At 65.7% G+C, this 14,579-nt stretch carries 16 protein-coding genes and 2 pseudogenes; 10 read left to right on the plus strand and 8 right to left on the minus strand.

Annotation, left to right across the window (positions count from 1 at the left end):
* The first annotated feature begins 23 nt into the window (after positions 1 to 23).
* Complete coding sequence (locus ACVJ5M_RS25270) at positions 24 to 308, plus strand: hypothetical protein (RefSeq protein ID WP_063983321.1); 285 nt, start codon at positions 24 to 26, stop codon at positions 306 to 308.
* Between the two features lie 167 nt (positions 309 to 475).
* On the opposite strand, the gene ntrC is transcribed toward ACVJ5M_RS25270, so the two are convergent.
* The 3 genes and pseudogenes from ntrC to dusB all read right to left on the minus strand — a co-directional run bounded on the left by ntrC (position 476) and on the right by dusB (position 4,054).
* Positions 476 to 1,918: a nitrogen regulation protein NR(I) gene (gene ntrC / locus ACVJ5M_RS25275; protein ID WP_028147560.1), complete on the minus strand. Its 1,443-nt coding sequence runs from the start codon at positions 1,916 to 1,918 to the stop codon at positions 476 to 478.
* 9 nt (positions 1,919 to 1,927) lie between these two features.
* Positions 1,928 to 3,103: a two-component system sensor histidine kinase NtrB gene (locus ACVJ5M_RS25280; protein ID WP_063986376.1), complete on the minus strand. Its 1,176-nt coding sequence runs from the start codon at positions 3,101 to 3,103 to the stop codon at positions 1,928 to 1,930.
* A pseudogene (gene dusB / locus ACVJ5M_RS25285) lies at positions 3,100 to 4,054 on the minus strand (tRNA dihydrouridine synthase DusB). The gene ACVJ5M_RS25280 and the pseudogene dusB overlap by 4 nt, the downstream one beginning before the upstream one ends.
* A gap of 331 nt (positions 4,055 to 4,385) precedes the next feature.
* Here dusB and ACVJ5M_RS25290 point away from each other — a divergent pair.
* Both ACVJ5M_RS25290 and ACVJ5M_RS25295 read left to right on the plus strand, forming a co-directional pair.
* Positions 4,386 to 5,567, plus strand: a complete 1,182-nt coding sequence (locus tag ACVJ5M_RS25290) for a bifunctional 2-C-methyl-D-erythritol 4-phosphate cytidylyltransferase/2-C-methyl-D-erythritol 2,4-cyclodiphosphate synthase (protein WP_354099675.1) — start codon at positions 4,386 to 4,388, stop codon at positions 5,565 to 5,567.
* A gap of 3 nt (positions 5,568 to 5,570) precedes the next feature.
* Positions 5,571 to 6,182, plus strand: coding sequence for a CinA family protein (locus ACVJ5M_RS25295; protein WP_028161429.1), 612 nt, complete (start codon positions 5,571 to 5,573; stop codon positions 6,180 to 6,182).
* 7 nt (positions 6,183 to 6,189) lie between these two features.
* Here ACVJ5M_RS25295 and ACVJ5M_RS25300 read toward each other — a convergent pair whose 3' ends face one another.
* The 3 genes from ACVJ5M_RS25300 to ACVJ5M_RS25310 form a co-directional block, all read right to left on the minus strand.
* A complete protein-coding gene (locus ACVJ5M_RS25300; protein ID WP_283016462.1) occupies positions 6,190 to 6,375 on the minus strand; it encodes a hypothetical protein in 186 nt (61 codons plus the stop codon).
* 124 nt (positions 6,376 to 6,499) lie between these two features.
* A complete protein-coding gene (locus ACVJ5M_RS25305; protein ID WP_071914051.1) occupies positions 6,500 to 6,679 on the minus strand; it encodes a hypothetical protein in 180 nt (59 codons plus the stop codon).
* A 47-nt stretch (positions 6,680 to 6,726) separates the two neighbouring features.
* Positions 6,727 to 7,053: a hypothetical protein gene (locus tag ACVJ5M_RS25310; RefSeq protein ID WP_354099674.1), complete on the minus strand. Its 327-nt coding sequence runs from the start codon at positions 7,051 to 7,053 to the stop codon at positions 6,727 to 6,729.
* Between the two features lie 93 nt (positions 7,054 to 7,146).
* Here ACVJ5M_RS25310 and ACVJ5M_RS25315 point away from each other — a divergent pair, with 93 nt between their 5' ends.
* The 6 genes and pseudogenes from ACVJ5M_RS25315 to ACVJ5M_RS25340 all read left to right on the plus strand — a co-directional run bounded on the left by ACVJ5M_RS25315 (position 7,147) and on the right by ACVJ5M_RS25340 (position 12,295).
* A complete protein-coding gene (locus tag ACVJ5M_RS25315) occupies positions 7,147 to 7,854 on the plus strand; it encodes a c-type cytochrome (protein WP_063986378.1) in 708 nt (235 codons plus the stop codon).
* A gap of 8 nt (positions 7,855 to 7,862) precedes the next feature.
* Positions 7,863 to 9,119: a cytochrome c gene (locus tag ACVJ5M_RS25320; protein ID WP_408581365.1), complete on the plus strand. Its 1,257-nt coding sequence runs from the start codon at positions 7,863 to 7,865 to the stop codon at positions 9,117 to 9,119.
* A gap of 8 nt (positions 9,120 to 9,127) precedes the next feature.
* Complete coding sequence (locus ACVJ5M_RS25325) at positions 9,128 to 9,304, plus strand: hypothetical protein (RefSeq protein WP_166341619.1); 177 nt, start codon at positions 9,128 to 9,130, stop codon at positions 9,302 to 9,304.
* A complete protein-coding gene (locus ACVJ5M_RS25330; RefSeq protein ID WP_208086771.1) occupies positions 9,301 to 9,870 on the plus strand; it encodes a cupredoxin domain-containing protein in 570 nt (189 codons plus the stop codon). Before ACVJ5M_RS25325 ends, ACVJ5M_RS25330 begins: the two co-directional genes overlap by 4 nt.
* Positions 9,857 to 11,480, plus strand: a pseudogene (locus ACVJ5M_RS25335) (b(o/a)3-type cytochrome-c oxidase subunit 1). Before ACVJ5M_RS25330 ends, ACVJ5M_RS25335 begins: the two are co-directional and overlap by 14 nt.
* Complete coding sequence (locus tag ACVJ5M_RS25340) at positions 11,480 to 12,295, plus strand: c-type cytochrome (protein ID WP_283016459.1); 816 nt, start codon at positions 11,480 to 11,482, stop codon at positions 12,293 to 12,295. The pseudogene ACVJ5M_RS25335 and the gene ACVJ5M_RS25340 overlap by 1 nt, the downstream one beginning before the upstream one ends.
* Before the next feature lie 110 nt (positions 12,296 to 12,405).
* Here ACVJ5M_RS25340 and ACVJ5M_RS25345 read toward each other — a convergent pair whose 3' ends face one another.
* Both ACVJ5M_RS25345 and lipA read right to left on the minus strand, forming a co-directional pair.
* Positions 12,406 to 12,876 (minus strand): type II toxin-antitoxin system RatA family toxin, encoded by a 471-nt coding sequence (locus ACVJ5M_RS25345; protein ID WP_071914058.1) that lies wholly within the window; start codon positions 12,874 to 12,876, stop codon positions 12,406 to 12,408.
* 6 nt (positions 12,877 to 12,882) lie between these two features.
* A complete protein-coding gene (gene lipA / locus ACVJ5M_RS25350) occupies positions 12,883 to 13,839 on the minus strand; it encodes a lipoyl synthase (protein ID WP_085399550.1) in 957 nt (318 codons plus the stop codon).
* Positions 13,840 to 13,969: 130 nt separating this feature from the next.
* Between lipA and ACVJ5M_RS25355 the strand changes: the two genes are divergently transcribed.
* Positions 13,970 to 14,578, plus strand: a complete 609-nt coding sequence (locus ACVJ5M_RS25355; RefSeq protein ID WP_283016458.1) for a DNA-3-methyladenine glycosylase — start codon at positions 13,970 to 13,972, stop codon at positions 14,576 to 14,578.
* The last annotated feature ends 1 nt before the right edge of the window (position 14,579 follow it).

The raw sequence follows: 14,579 nt of genomic DNA on the forward strand, positions 1-14,579 counted from the left end.
GGGTCCGCGGCGGGCGGATACTGATGTATTCGTACCACATTGTTGCCGAATTGCGACAATTCCGCGGCGCCCTCGCCGCGACGGACCGGCGCATCCACAGGCCGCTGTTCTGGCAAACCTCGCTTGCGGGAACGGATTCCCGCCCCTGCGGCTTGACCGCCATGGACAGGTTCTTTCTCGCGATGATGGTGTCGGCCGTGCTGCTGCTGATCGTAGCCGCCGACCTCCTGGTCAATGGTCTCGGGGTGCAGCAGCCGCTGGCGAACGTCGCCAGCGCCCAGCCGGTCTCGGCGCGGCTGATCAGATGAGCGCGACGCTGCGCTCGGCGGTTGAATAACAATTCATACGTTCCAGCGGAACGTTTCGGCCTGATTCGGACTTTTGCTCACCGCGTTAGCCACAACGGCCAGCGCGATCCGGACAGGCTCAGCTCCGCTTTGGTAGGGGGAGCTGAGCCACCGTCCGTTCGGGAAGACTAACCCCCGCTCCGGTACACCTGGATATCGAGGTCCCGGATCTTCTTCCGCAGCGTGTTGCGGTTGAGACCGAGCAAATCGGCGGCGCGGATCTGGTTGCCGCGGGTGGCGGCGAGCGCGGCCGTGAGCAGTGGCACCTCGATCTCCTTGAGGATGCGGTGATAGAGGCCCGGCGGCGGCACGCCGTTCGGGAAGCCCTGGAAGTGCGAGGAGAGATAGGCCTCGACCGCGCCGCCGAGATTGTCGACGCCCTGCTGGACCGCGGCACCGGGGCTGACCGTGGGCGGCGCCAACTCGCCGTCGATGACGGAGCCCGTGATCACGTCCTGCGGGTAGAGCGCGGCGAGGCGCCGGGCGAGATTCTCGAGCTCGCGCACGTTGCCGGGCCAGCGGTGCTGCTTCATCCGCTCCAGCGCCAGCGCATCGAGCTTCTTCGGCGGCAGGCCGTCCTTCTCGGCCAGCGTGAAGAAGTGCCGCACGAGGTCCGGCAGGTCTTCGATGCGCTCGCGCAAGGGGGGCAGCCGCAGCGGCACGACGTTGAGGCGGAAGAACAGATCTTCGCGGAATAGGCCCTGCTGGATCAGGACGCGCAGGTCCTTGTTGGACGCCGCGACGATCCGCACGTCGGTCTTGATCGGGGTGCGGCCGCCGACGGTGGTGTATTCGCCCTGCTGGAGCACGCGCAGCAGGCGGGTCTGCGCCTCCATCGGCATGTCGCCGATCTCGTCGAGGAACAGCGTGCCGCCCTCGGCCTGCTCGAACCGGCCCGAGGCGCGGGTGTTGGCGCCGGTGAAGGCGCCGCGCTCGTGGCCGAACAGTTCGGACTCGATGAGGTCACGCGGGATCGCCGCCATGTTGACCGCGACGAACGGGCCGTTGCGGCGCTTGCCGTAATCGTGCAGCGCGCGCGCCACCAGCTCCTTGCCGGTGCCGGACTCGCCCGTGATCATCACGGTGAGGTCGGTCTGCATCAGGCGCGCCAGCACGCGGTAGATTTCCTGCATCGCCGGCGAGCGGCCGACCAGCGGGATCGCCTCCATCTCGGCGTCCTCGTCCGGCGTCGAGACCCGTTCCTTCGGCTCGGCCAGCGCACGGCCGACGATGGCGATCAGCTCCTTCAGGTCGAAGGGCTTTGGCAGATATTCGTACGCCCCGCGCTCCGAGGCGCGGATCGCGGTCATGAACGTGTTCTGCGCGCTCATGACGATGACGGGCAGATTCGGCCGCATCTTCTTGATCCGCGGCAGCAGGTCGAAGGCGTTCTCGTCGGGCATCACCACGTCGGTGATGACGAGATCGCCCTCCCCCTGGCTGACCCAGCGCCACAGCGTTGCGGCATTGCCGGTGAGCCGGACTTCATAGCCGGCGCGGGATAGCGCCTGATTGAGAACCGTGCGGATGGCGGTGTCGTCATCAGCAACGAGAATGCTACCTGCGGGCATCGTTAATCCTCATTTCGCCCCCTGTGAGGCAGACGACGACTTCCCGGCAGAGCCGTCGCGGCTGCTTGGATCGGCATGTTTGACCGATGTGGAATACATCGGCATCAGCACGCGGAAGGTGGTCTTGCGCGGCTGAGACTCGCATTCGATGATGCCCCCGTGATCTCCGATGATCTTTGCGACCAGCGCCAGGCCAAGACCCGAGCCGGTCTGCTTGGTGGTCACGAAGGGATCGAACAGGTTGGGCAGAAGATCGTCCGGCACGCCTGGTCCGTTGTCCTTCACGCAGAATTCGAGCGGCAGCGATACACGGGATTTTTGACCGGGGACTGACAGGCGCACGCCGGGACGGAACGCGGTGGTGAGCTGGATCTCGGCGTCGGGGACGTCGATCAGCGCTTCGGCGGCGTTCTTCACGAGGTTGAGGAACACCTGGACGAGCTGGTCCTGGTTCGCCAGGACCGGCGGCAGCGACGGATCATAATCCTCGATGAAGCGGATGTTGCGGGCAAAGCCCGACTGCGCCAGTCGCTTCACGTGATCGAGCACGGAATGGATGTTGACGGGACCGCGCACCACGGGGCGCTCGTCGCCGAACACCTCCATGCGGTCGACCAGCGTCACGATGCGGTCGGCCTCGTCGCAGATCAGCCGCGTCAGCATGCGGTCCTCGGACGAGGCCTGCTGCTCCAGCAGCTGCGCCGCGCCGCGGATGCCGGAGAGCGGATTCTTGATCTCATGCGCCAGCATGGCGGCCAGCGCGATCACCGAGCGCGCGGCGCTGCGATGGGTGAGCTGGCGATCCATCTTGTCGGCAATGGAACGCTCCTGGAGCATCACCACGATATGGCCGGGCCGCTCCGTCAGCGGGGCGACATGCAGATCGACCTGGCGGTCGCCGCCCATGCGCGGCGTGCCCAGATCGACCTTGTATTCGTTGACCGGCGAGTTCGACGAACGAACCTGGTCGATCAGCGCCAGCAAGGGGCTCCCGAACGGCACCAGCTCTTTCAGCGACTGCCGTTTCAGGAACTGCGTCGAGATGTCGAAGAAGGCTTCGGTCGCGATGTTGGCGGCGACGATCTTGCCGTCCGGCCCGATCATGAGCACGGGATTGGGCAGCGCATCCAGGATCGCATCGCTCTCGGACGGAAGCGGCCGGCGATGGTCAGCAGCTGAGCTCATGCAGCAGCGCTCCATGCGAAATCGTCGAAGGCATCTTGCAGCGACTGGTGGACGAGGCGCGGATCCTCGGAGGTGAGGATCTTCTGGCGCCAGGCTTTCAGCTTCTCGGCCGGCGCACGGCTCACATCGGCCGCGACGTCGAGCGCCCAGCCGAGATGTTTTCGCGCGTGCCGGAGGCCGATGCGCAGGCCGTTAGAGCGCGCAGACGCCCTCATAGAGCGTGCGGACATAATGCAGCTGGGTCGCGAGCGACGGCGCGGCTTCGACCGCCCCGCCCTTCAGGCGGCGGCCGATCTCGCCGGGCAACCAAGGCTGCCCCTGCGCGCCGCGGCCGATCATCACGGCATCGGCGCCGGAGGCCTCCAACGCCGCGAGCGCCTTCTCGTAAGTGGTGATGTCGCCGTTGACGACGAGCGGAATGGAGATCGCTTCGCGCACCGCGCGGATCGCATCCCAATCGGCCTCGCCCTTGTAGAACTGACAACGGGTGCGGCCGTGCACGGTGACGAGCTTGATGCCGGCGGCTTCCGCACGCCGCGCCAATTCCGGCGCGTTGCGGGTGTGATCGTCCCAGCCGAGCCGCATCTTCAGGGTCACCGGCACCTTCACCGCCGCGATCGTCGCATCGATCAGGCTGACGGCATGGTCGAGATCGCGCATCAGGGCGGAGCCGGACTGGCCGCCGGTGACGTGCCGGGCCGGACAGCCCATGTTGATGTCGATGATGTCGGCGCCTCCGGCTTCGGCGATCCGGGCCCCCTCGGCCATCCAGTGCGCCTCGCAGCCGGCGAGCTGGACCACATGAGGCCCGATTCCGGTCGCTTCGCAGCGCAACCGAGACATCTTGTGGCCATTCGCGAGCTCATCGCTGGCGGTCATTTCGGACACGACCAGACCGGCCCCGAGCTCGGCGGCGAGCCTGCGGACGGGCGAGTCGGTGACTCCCGACATCGGCGCCAGGAAGACCGGGGTGGCGACCTCGATATCGCCAATTTTCAACGGCTTAGAGCCTGATACTGCCGAGCCGGTCACAGGGGTTCTCGTTGTGTAGGCAGGGCCTCATCGCGCCTGCCATGACCTATCTTGCGCACAATTCTTGTGCAGTCAAGCGTCATGCCTACAGTTTAGACAGTTCTGCAAATCTTTCAAGTGCAGTGCAGCAAAATGCTGTTTCCCACAATCCGGGGAAACCCCTTTTTTTGCGGGCCTGCCGTGCTAGAGGCATGCGGCAATCACCCCACTCCCCCGACTCTCTTCATCACCAACTGAGTATTTGAGTCCTATGGCGAAATCACAGCGCACCGCAGTCGTCCTCGTCGCGGCCGGACGCGGCCTGCGGGCTGGCGCCGGTGGTCCCAAGCAATATCGCGAGATCGGCGGCGTTCCCGTGATCTATCGCGCCATGGAAGCCTTCAGCCGCCACCCCGACGTGTTCGCCGTGCAGCCGGTGGTGAACCCCGACGACAGCGCCATGTTCACGGCAGCGGTCGCAGGTCTCAGCCATGAGCCGCCGACCAATGGCGGCGCGACGCGGCAGGCCTCCGTGCTCGCAGGGCTCGAAGCACTCGCCAGGCATAAGCCCGATATCGTGCTCATCCACGACGCCGCGCGCCCCTTCGTCTCGGCAGGCGTGATCTCGCGCGCAATCGAGGCGGCGAGCCGCACCGGCGCCGCGCTCCCCGTCGTTGCCGTCACCGACACCATCAAGGTCACCGGCGAGAGCGGCAATGTCGAGGACACGCCGGACCGCTCAGCCTTGCGAATCGCGCAGACGCCGCAATCCTTTCGTTTCGACGTCATCCTCGAGGCGCATCGTCGCGCGGCAAAGGATGGACGCAGCGATTTCACCGACGATGCCGCGATTGCCGAATGGGCGGGATTGACGGTCGCAACCTTTGAAGGCGATGTTGCCAATATGAAGCTTACCACTCCCGAGGATTTCGTGCGCGAGGAAGCGCGCCTGGCCAGCCTGCTCGGCGACATCAGGACCGGCACCGGCTATGACGTGCACGCCTTCGGCGAAGGCGACCACGTGATGATCTGTGGCGTGCGGGTCCCGCACACCAAAGGCTTCCTCGCCCATTCCGACGGCGATGTCGGCCTGCATGCGCTGGTCGACGCCATCCTCGGCGCACTCGCCGACGGCGATATCGGCTCGCACTTTCCGCCGAGCGATGCGAAATGGAAGGGGGCTTCCTCCGACCAGTTTCTGAAATACGCCATCGAGCGCGTTGCGCAGCGTGGCGGCCGCGTCGCCAACCTCGAGGTGACGATGATCTGCGAGCGGCCGAAGATCGGCCCCTTGCGCGACACCATGCGCGCCCGCATCGCCGAGATCTCCGGGGTCGACATCTCGCGCGTCGCGGTGAAGGCGACCACCAGCGAGCGGCTCGGCTTCACCGGCCGCGAGGAGGGCATCGCGGCCACCGCGAGCGCCACCATCCGCCTGCCCTGGAGCGTCTAGGTCATGGGCGGCAGCGACGCACGCGCCCTCTCCCGCTCGCTGCTCGATCTGTGCCGGATGCGCAAGCTGACGATTGCCACCGCCGAGTCCTGCACCGGCGGCCTGGTTGCCGGCGCGCTGACCGACATTCCCGGCTCCTCCGACGTGATCGACCGCGGCTTCGTCACTTATTCCAATGACGCCAAGCGCGCGATGCTAGGGGTCGAGGCGAGCACGCTCGCGAATTTCGGCGCCGTCAGCAAGGAGACCGCAACCGCGATGGCGGTCGGCGCGCTGGAGCGGGCCGGCGTCGATCTCGCCGTTGCCATCACCGGTATCGCCGGCCCCGGCGGCGCCACGCCCGGCAAGCCGGTCGGCCTCGTGCATTTTGCGGTTGCCGCGCGCGACGGCCGCATCGTCCATCGCGAGCATCGCTTTGGCGCGATCGGCCGGACCGCCGTGCGCCAGCGCTCGGTGGTCGAGGCATTGCGCATGCTGATGGATCTCGCCCGCGGCCCGAAGGCCCAGCCCAAGCCCCGGCGCGCCGCCGCGGCAACCCGCCTGCGGCCTCGCGTGACCCGCTCGCCGCGCCGGCATGCGGTGAAGCGCAGGACGCCGCGGTCACCGCGCGGCTAGAGACACTTCATGCCGCCGCCAGCAGCGCGCTCGCGTGGTCGAGCACGCGCTGCTTGACCGCATCGGCGTCGGACGGCGCCACCTTCGCGCTCACCGTCAATTCCACGACGGGCGCTGCGGGATCGGCGGCGACCACCTTCGACACATTGACCGATGGCGCGGCCCGCTCGTCGCCGCGAGGATCTTCACGCAACTCCTTCAGGATCTGGTCAGCCAGCTGCCGGCCTGTCCCATGCTGTCAATTGAGCGCGGCCAAGCGCGCGTTCCCGGCATGTGCGTTCGGCGCAAGGAAGCTGAATGGGTTCCGCGACATCCAATTATTGTTCCTGGCGCTTCGTCCGACAAATGACAGGGAGCTTCTGCTCAATCGCCTTCGCCAGCACCGTGCCGCGGGTCCGGCCGAGCTCTTTCGCTATCAGCGCAATCGGCTTGGTGCCTGCCAGTACCTTCAGCCTGCCAAGGTCTTCTTCGCTCCATGCCTGCTTCCAGCGTCCCATCTCCCCCGATCCCGCGATAAAGCGCCCGCGCCCGACTCGGATTGTAGTCAAACCTTTCGCGAAGGGCAGAGCTCGTGGTGCGCCGTTTGCGGCAAGGGGTGTTGCGTCAGCGCGCTGCGTTTTGGCACAAACTGCACTTGTCGCCCGACGGGAAGATGCACTTTTATGAAAGATTGTCTGCCCGGCCCAAGCGGCAGAACATCCGCGCGCGCGCGAACGGATTCCACATTGCCGCGCTTCCCGCTTGTGAAGCAAAGCTCGGGCGGAATACGCCGCGAGATCGCGGCGTTACGCCAGTTTTCAAAAAGCACGCAATTCTTGTCGAATTCGATCAGGATCGCAAATGTGCAACCGCGACCAAGCGTCATCGCCATGTCCGATCTTGCGCGCGACTGTATTGGCGCAATAATGCGGCTCTACGCTGTGGCCAGGAATCAACCCGGTCCTGCTTTCTGGAGGGCGACGGCGTGTTCGCTCGCGACACTGCACTGGCAATCGCCATTGCTACCTTGGCCGCCATTGATGGTACTGCCGCACAAACGGCCAACCAGCCGCCGGATACGATGGCGGCGCGGGTGGAGGCGTGCACGCCCTGTCACGGCAACAAGGGCGAAGGCACCAGCGACGTCTATTTCCCGCGGCTTGCCGGCAAGCCGGCCGGCTATCTCTACAACCAGCTCCTCGCCTTCCGCAGCGGCCGGCGCAAATACCCGCCGATGAACTATCTGCTGGAGTTTCTGCCTGATCCGTATCTGGAGGCGATGGCCGAATATTTCGCCAGCGAGCATCCGCCGCTGCCGCAGCCCGCGCCGAGCGAAGTCAGCAAGGAAGTGCTGGCGCAGGGCGAGCTGCTCGCGACCAGCGGCGATGCCGGTCGTAACATACCGGCGTGCGTGAGCTGTCACGGCCCGGGCCTCACGGGCATGCAGCCCGGCATCCCCGGTCTGCTGGGCTTGCGCGCCGCTTACGTCAGTGCGCAGCTCGGCGCCTGGCGCTACGGCACGCGAACGGCAAAATCGCCGGACTGCATGCAGCTCGTCGCCGGCCATCTGACAGAAGCAGATGTTACCGCCGTCGCGGCCTGGCTCGCGACGCGGCCGGCGCCCACCAACCCGGCCCCCGTCCCGAAAGGCACCTACGCGCTGCCGTTCGGCTGCGGCAGCCAGCCCAACTGACGAGGCGCATGATGGGCTCAAGACTGTCGATCACGCAGCTATCGATCAAGCTCCTGGCCCTTGCCGCGCTCATCACGGCCGCGCAAGCGCAGGACAAGGCCGGCGACGTCATTGCGCGGGGTGAATATCTCGCCCGCGCCGGCGATTGCACGGCCTGCCATACTGCGGCTGAGGGCCGGCTGTTTGCCGGCGGGCGCCCGATGCCGACCCCGTTCGGAACGATCTACACCTCCAACATCACGCCCGATCCGGAGACCGGCATCGGCAAGTGGAGCGCGGACGATTTCTACAGAACCATGCACAACGGCCGTTTCCCGGATGGCGGGCTGATCTATCCGGCGATGCCGTTCGCGTCCTATACCAAGGTCACGCGCGCCGACAGCGACGCGATCTTCGCCTATCTGCGCTCGATTCAGCCGGTGAACCAGAAGAACAAGCCGCACGAGCTGCGGTTTCCCTATGACAACCGCCAGCTCATCCTCGGCTGGCGTACGCTGTTCTTCCGCGAGGGTGAGTTCAAGCCCGACCCCACCAAGTCGGCGGAATGGAATCGCGGCGCCTATCTGGTCGAGGGGCTCGGTCATTGCGGCATGTGCCATTCGCCGATCAACGCGCTCGGCGGCACCTCGCAATCGGACGCCTTCAAGGGCGGCCTGATCCCGATGCAGAACTGGTACGCGCCGTCCCTCACCTCCAACCGCGAGGCGGGTCTCGGCGACTGGAGCATCAAGGACATCACCGACCTGCTCCAGACCGGCGTCTCCATGCGCGGCGTGGTCTACGGCCCGATGGCCGAGGTCGTGCACAACAGCCTGCAATACCTCAACGACGAGGACACGCGCGCCATGGCGGTGTACCTCAAGGGCATCGCGGAGCCCTCGCCTCCGCCGGCGCCGAGCTCGGCGCTGCCGACCACCGAGAGCAGCCTGCTGATCAGCCTCGGCAAGACCGTCTACGACAAGAATTGCGCGAGCTGTCATGGGGCGCAGGGCGAAGGCAAGCCGCCGCACTGGCCGCCGCTCGCCAACAACCAGTCGATCGAGATGCAGTCGGCGGTCAATCCGATCCGCATGGTGCTCAATGGCGGCTATCCGCCGGGCACCAAGGGCAATCCGATGCCGTACGGCATGCCGCCTTTCGCAGGCCTCCTCTCCGACAACGAGGTCGCCGCCGTCGTCTCCTACATCCGCACCGCCTGGGGCAATCGCGGCACGCCGGTGTCGGCGCGCGAGGCCAACGACCTGCGCTCCGCACCGCTGAACTGAGAGGCGTCATGTTCAATTCCGATCCGCCGACCAGCCCAGCCGCCGCCGACCAGGCCGTCGAGGAAGTCGTCTCGCAAGGACCGTCCGGCGCGATCGTGCTGGCCGGCATCGCCACGGCCTGCGTGGTCGCGATGTGGTTTGCCTTCTATCTCTTCGTCTTCCTGCCGCGCGGATCGCTGCAATGAGCGCAGGGGACACCCACACCCATGGCAGCGCCGAGGTCGCGGCCCGCGTCGAGCGGCGCTGGGCGACCATTGCCGTGATAATCGTCGTCGGCATGGCGCTTCTGGCAGCCTTCGCCGGCATCCATCGCGCCACCATGCCGCAGCCGCGCGTCGAGACTACCGATCCCTCGCGCATTCATCTGTCCGGCGAATTCGTCGAGAGCAATCTCGGCAGCGTGCTGGAGGCCAATGGCAATGTGACGGTGCGCGCGATCGGCCAGCAATATTCGTTCACGCCGGCCTGCATCGTGGTGCCCGTGGATACGCCGATCACGATGCGCGCCACCAGCGCCGACGTCGTCCACGGCATCCTGATCCAGGGCACCAACATCAACACCATGCTGGTGCCGGGCTACATCTCCGAGCAATTGATGCGCTTTACGAAGACTGGCGACTATCTGATGCCCTGCCAGGAGTTCTGCTCCTTCGGCCATGAGGGCATGTGGGGCAAGGTCAAGGTGATCGACAAGGCCGACTTCGCCAATCGTGCGAAGGGTGGCGGGAGGCTGAGCTGTGTTGGTCAATAGGAAGCTCATCCTCGCCCATTTCTGGCTGGCCTTTGCCGTGTTCGGCTTTGCGCTGACACTCGGCGCTTGGCAGATGTTCATCCGCAGCCCGATCGGCACCTGGCTGTCCAATCCCGAGCTCTATTACCGCTCGCTGACCGCGCACGGCACGGTGATGGGCTACGTCTTTCCCACGCTCGTCGCGATGGGCTTTGGCTATGCCATCAGCGAGTCCGCGCTGGAGCAGCGCCTGGTCGGCGTGCGCTGGGCCTGGACCGGATTTTGGCTGATCGTGATCGGCAGCGTCATGGCGATGGTCCCGGTCGCGCTCGGCCGCGCCTCGGTCCTCTACACGTTCTATCCGCCATTGATCGGCAACGTATTCTATTACCTCGGCGTCGTGCTCGTGGTGGTCGGCTCCTGGATCTGGGTCGCGCTGATGGCGATCAATCTGCGCGTCTGGCGGAAGGCCCATCCCGGTGCACCGGTGCCGCTGGCGATGTTCGCCAATGTCGCGGGCTCCTATCTGTGGGCCTGGACCGCGGTCGGCGCCGCCCTCGAGCTGTTGCTCCAGATCATTCCCGTCGCGGCCGGGCTGAAGGCCACGATCGACGCGGGTCTTGCCCGCGTGTTCTTCTCGTGGACGCTGCACGCCATCGTCTATTTCTGGCTGATGCCGACCTACATCGCCTATTACACCATCGTGCCGCGCGCGATCGGCGGCCGGGTTTATTCCGACAGCATGGCGCGGATCTCCTTCATCCTGTTCCTGGTGGTGGCGATGCCGATCGGCATGCACCACACCTTCGCCGATCCGCAGGTCGGCGCCGGCTTCAAGTTCATCCATTCGGCCTTCACGGCGCTGGTCGCGCTGCCGACGCTTCTGACCGTGTTCACGATCTGCGCCTCCGTCGAGATCGCCGCGCGCCTGCGCGGCGGCCGCGGCCTATTCGGCTGGATCAAGGCGCTGCCCTGGGACAATCCGATGATGCTGGCGCTGGCGTTCTCGTTCGTCATGCTCGGCTTTGGTGGCGCCGGCGGCCTGATCAACATGAGCTATCAGCTCGATGCGTCGATCCACAACACGCAGTGGATCACCGGCCATTTCCACCTGATCTTCGGCGGCGCCATCGTGATCATGTATTTTGCGATCGCCTATGATCTGTGGCCGCATCTGACCGGGCGCGAACTCATCGATATCCGCCTGATCCGCACCCAGCTCTGGCTGTGGTTCATCGGTATGATCATCACGACCTTCCCGTGGCACTGGGTCGGCATTCTCGGCATGCCGCGCCGCATGGCCTATTTCGACTTCGGCGATCCCGCGATCGCGCCGCAGGCGCTCTCGGTCACGTTCTCGGCGATCGGCGGCTTCATCCTGCTGACCTCGGGCATCATGTTCATCGTCATCCTGGCGCGTGGCATGCGTGCGCCTCGGGTTGACGCCGGGCCCCTACCGCTTTGCGGTCGCCGTGCACCAGCCGACGACGGTGCCGGTTGCGCTCAACACTCACGCGCTGTGGGTGGCACTGATGATCGCCCTCACCCTCACCAATTACGGCTATCCGATCCTGAACCTGGCGCTGAGTTCGGGAACGTCGGTGCCCGCCGTCTATGTGGGAGCGCAGTGATGACCACGCGCGACCTCTTCACCCTCCGGAACAGCCATTTCAGGATTGGCGTCGGCATTACCGCCGCGATCCTGATCGTGACCGCAATCGTCGGCTTCATCGTGCTGCCATTCGCGCAACCCTGGGTGCAGTTCGCCAGTGTCTGGGACGCGATTTGCAGCGCCGCGGGCGTGCCACAGCGTGCGCCGAACGTCAGGGCGCCCGAGCAGAGCAAGCAATTGTCGGAGGTCGTGCTGACCTCGCGTACACTGGCACGTCCGAGCCAGGAAGCGATCGGCCGGGGCGCCACGCTGGCGCAGCGCTGCGCCATCTGCCACGGCCCGACCGGCATCAGCCGCGCGGATTCGCCCAATCTCGCCGGCCAATATGCCGCCGTGATCTACAAGCAGTTGCACGATTTCCACTCGGGCGCGCGCACCAATGCCGTGATGTCGCCGTTCGCCGTCAACCTGACGGACCAGGAGATCGCCGATCTCTCGAACTATTACGCCTATCTGCCGCGGCCGGCAGCCTATCACCCGACGCCGCAGCTGCCGAAACCGAGCATCGTCATCTACGGCGCGCCGATGCGCGGGATCGCGCCCTGCGGCGCCTGCCATGGCAGCCTCGACAACAAGACCGGCAGTCCGTGGCTCGAAGGCCAGTCCGAAGCTTACATGAAGGCGCAGCTCCAGGCCTTCGCGTCCGGCGAGCGGCGCAACGACATCAGCCAGCAGATGCGCAACATCGCCCGCGCGATGACGCCGCAAGAGATCGAGGCGGCCGCGGCGTACTACGCCTCGCAGCCGCCGGATGTGGTGAAGGCGGTGGATTGAGCCTCACTGTCATTGCGAGCGCAGCGAAGCAATCCAGAATCCCTCCGCGGCAAGACCCTGGATTGGTTCGTCGCAAGGGCTCCTCGCAATGACGGCGGAGAGAGTACGCCTTACGACGACGCCAGCTTCGGCCGGCCGTAGATCGCATCCGCCCGCTTCTCGAATGCGATGGAGAAGCGCGCGAACGCGGCATCGAACATCGAGCCCATCAGCATCGCCAGCATCCGGCTCTTGAACTCGTAGGCCAGGAAGAATCCGACGTCGCAGACGCCCTCACCCTTGGGCTCGAACGTCCAGCGGTTCTCGAGGTTGCTGAACGGGCCTTGCAGATATTCGACCCGGATATTCAGATTGGCGCGGTCGAGAGTCACGCGGCTGGTGAAGGACTCCTTGACCAGCTTGAACGACACCGTCATGTCGGCGACCAGCACCTCGGTGCCGTCGGGTTTGGCCATCCGCTGGCGGATCTTGAGCGCGCTGCACAGCGGCACGAACTCCGGGTAGCGCTCGACGTCGGCGACCAGATCAAACATCTCGGACGCGCTGTGATGGACACGGCGCTTGCTTGAAAATTTGGGCATGGCGGTTCAGCGGGCAGTCGCGGCCCGTGCGGCCTTCAGTCTCGCAAAGTCCTCGCCGGCATGATGCGACGAACGGGTGAGCGGGCTCGCCGACACCATCAGGAAACCCTTGGTGTAGGCGACCTTTTCGTAGGACGAAAACTCGTCGGGCGGCACATAGCGCATCACGGCGTGGTGCTTCCGGGTCGGCTGGAGATATTGCCCGATGGTCAGGAAGTCGACGTCGGCGGAGCGCAGATCGTCCATCACCTGCTGCACCTCGTGGCGCTCCTCGCCGAGGCCGACCATGATGCCGGACTTGGTGAAGATGGTGGGATCGAGCTCCTTGACCCGCTGCAACAGCCGGATCGAGTGGAAGTAGCGCGCGCCGGGCCGCACCGTGAGGTAACGCGACGGCACGGTCTCGAGATTGTGGTTGAAGACGTCGGGCCTCGCCGCGACGACAACCTCCAGCGCGCCCTCCTTGCGCAGGAAGTCCGGCGTCAGGATCTCGATCGTGGTCGAGGGGCACGCGGCCCGGATCGCACGGATGGTCTCTGCAAAATGCTCGGCGCCGCCATCGGCCAGATCGTCACGGTCGACGGAGGTGATGACGACGTGGGCCAGCCCCAGCTTGGCGACGGCTTCGGCGACGTTCTGCGGCTCGGCCGCATCCAGCGCATTGGGCATGCCGGTCTTGACGTTACAGAACGCGCAGGCCCGGGTGCAGGTGTCCCCCATGATCATGAAGGTCGCGTGCTTCTTGTCCCAGCACTCGCCGATGTTCGGGCAGCCCGCCTCCTCGCACACGGTATGCAGGCCGTTGGCGCGCACGATGTTGCGGGTGTCGGCATAGCCGCGGGTATTGGGGGCGCGCACGCGAATCCAGTCCGGCTTCGGCGGCGAAGCGGAATCAGGGCGATTCACCTTTTCAGGGTGGCGGGGGCGCAACGGGTTCGAGATGGTGTCGACAATAACGACCATGGGCTGTCCGGTCTGTTCAGGTCCTACCTAGTCGGTCTGGCTGCCTGCCGCAACCCGGCTCGCGCCGCTTCAGGGAACATGGCAGATATGGGCAATATCCTGCTCTGTTCTCAGGCGATTCTCATCTCGAATGGCTCCAACCTCGAAAGCCTCACCACCGCGGCTCGGCAAAGCCCTGAAGCGTGCGTTTTTCGGCCGCAGCGTCCACGAGGTCGCGCCCGACCTGATCGGGGCCACCATGCTGGTCAATGGCGTCGGCGGCCTCATCGTCGAGGTCGAGGCCTATCATCATACCGAGCCGGCGGCGCACTCCTACAATGGCCCGACGCCGCGGAACCAAATCATGTTTGGCCCGCCCGGCTTTGCCTATGTCTACCGCTCCTACGGCATTCACTGGTGCGTGAACTTCGTCTGCGAGGAGGAAGGCTCCGCCAGCGCCGTGCTGATCCGCGCACTGGAGCCGACGCATGGCATCGCCGCGATGCGCCGCCGCCGCCATCTCCAGGAGGTGCACGCGCTGTGCTCGGGTCCCGGCAAGCTGACCGAGGCGCTGGGCATCACCATCGCGCACAACGCCCTGCCGTTGGACCGGCCGCCGATCGCGCTGCATGCGCGGACAGAGGAGGTCGAGGTGGTGGCCGGCATCCGGATCGGCATCACCAAGGCCGTCGAGCTGCCCTGGCGCTATGGCGTCAAGGGCTCGAAGTTCTTGAGCAAGCCGTTCCCGAAGCAGGCCTAGA

Source organism: Bradyrhizobium sp. S3.7.6 (assembly GCF_054061875.1).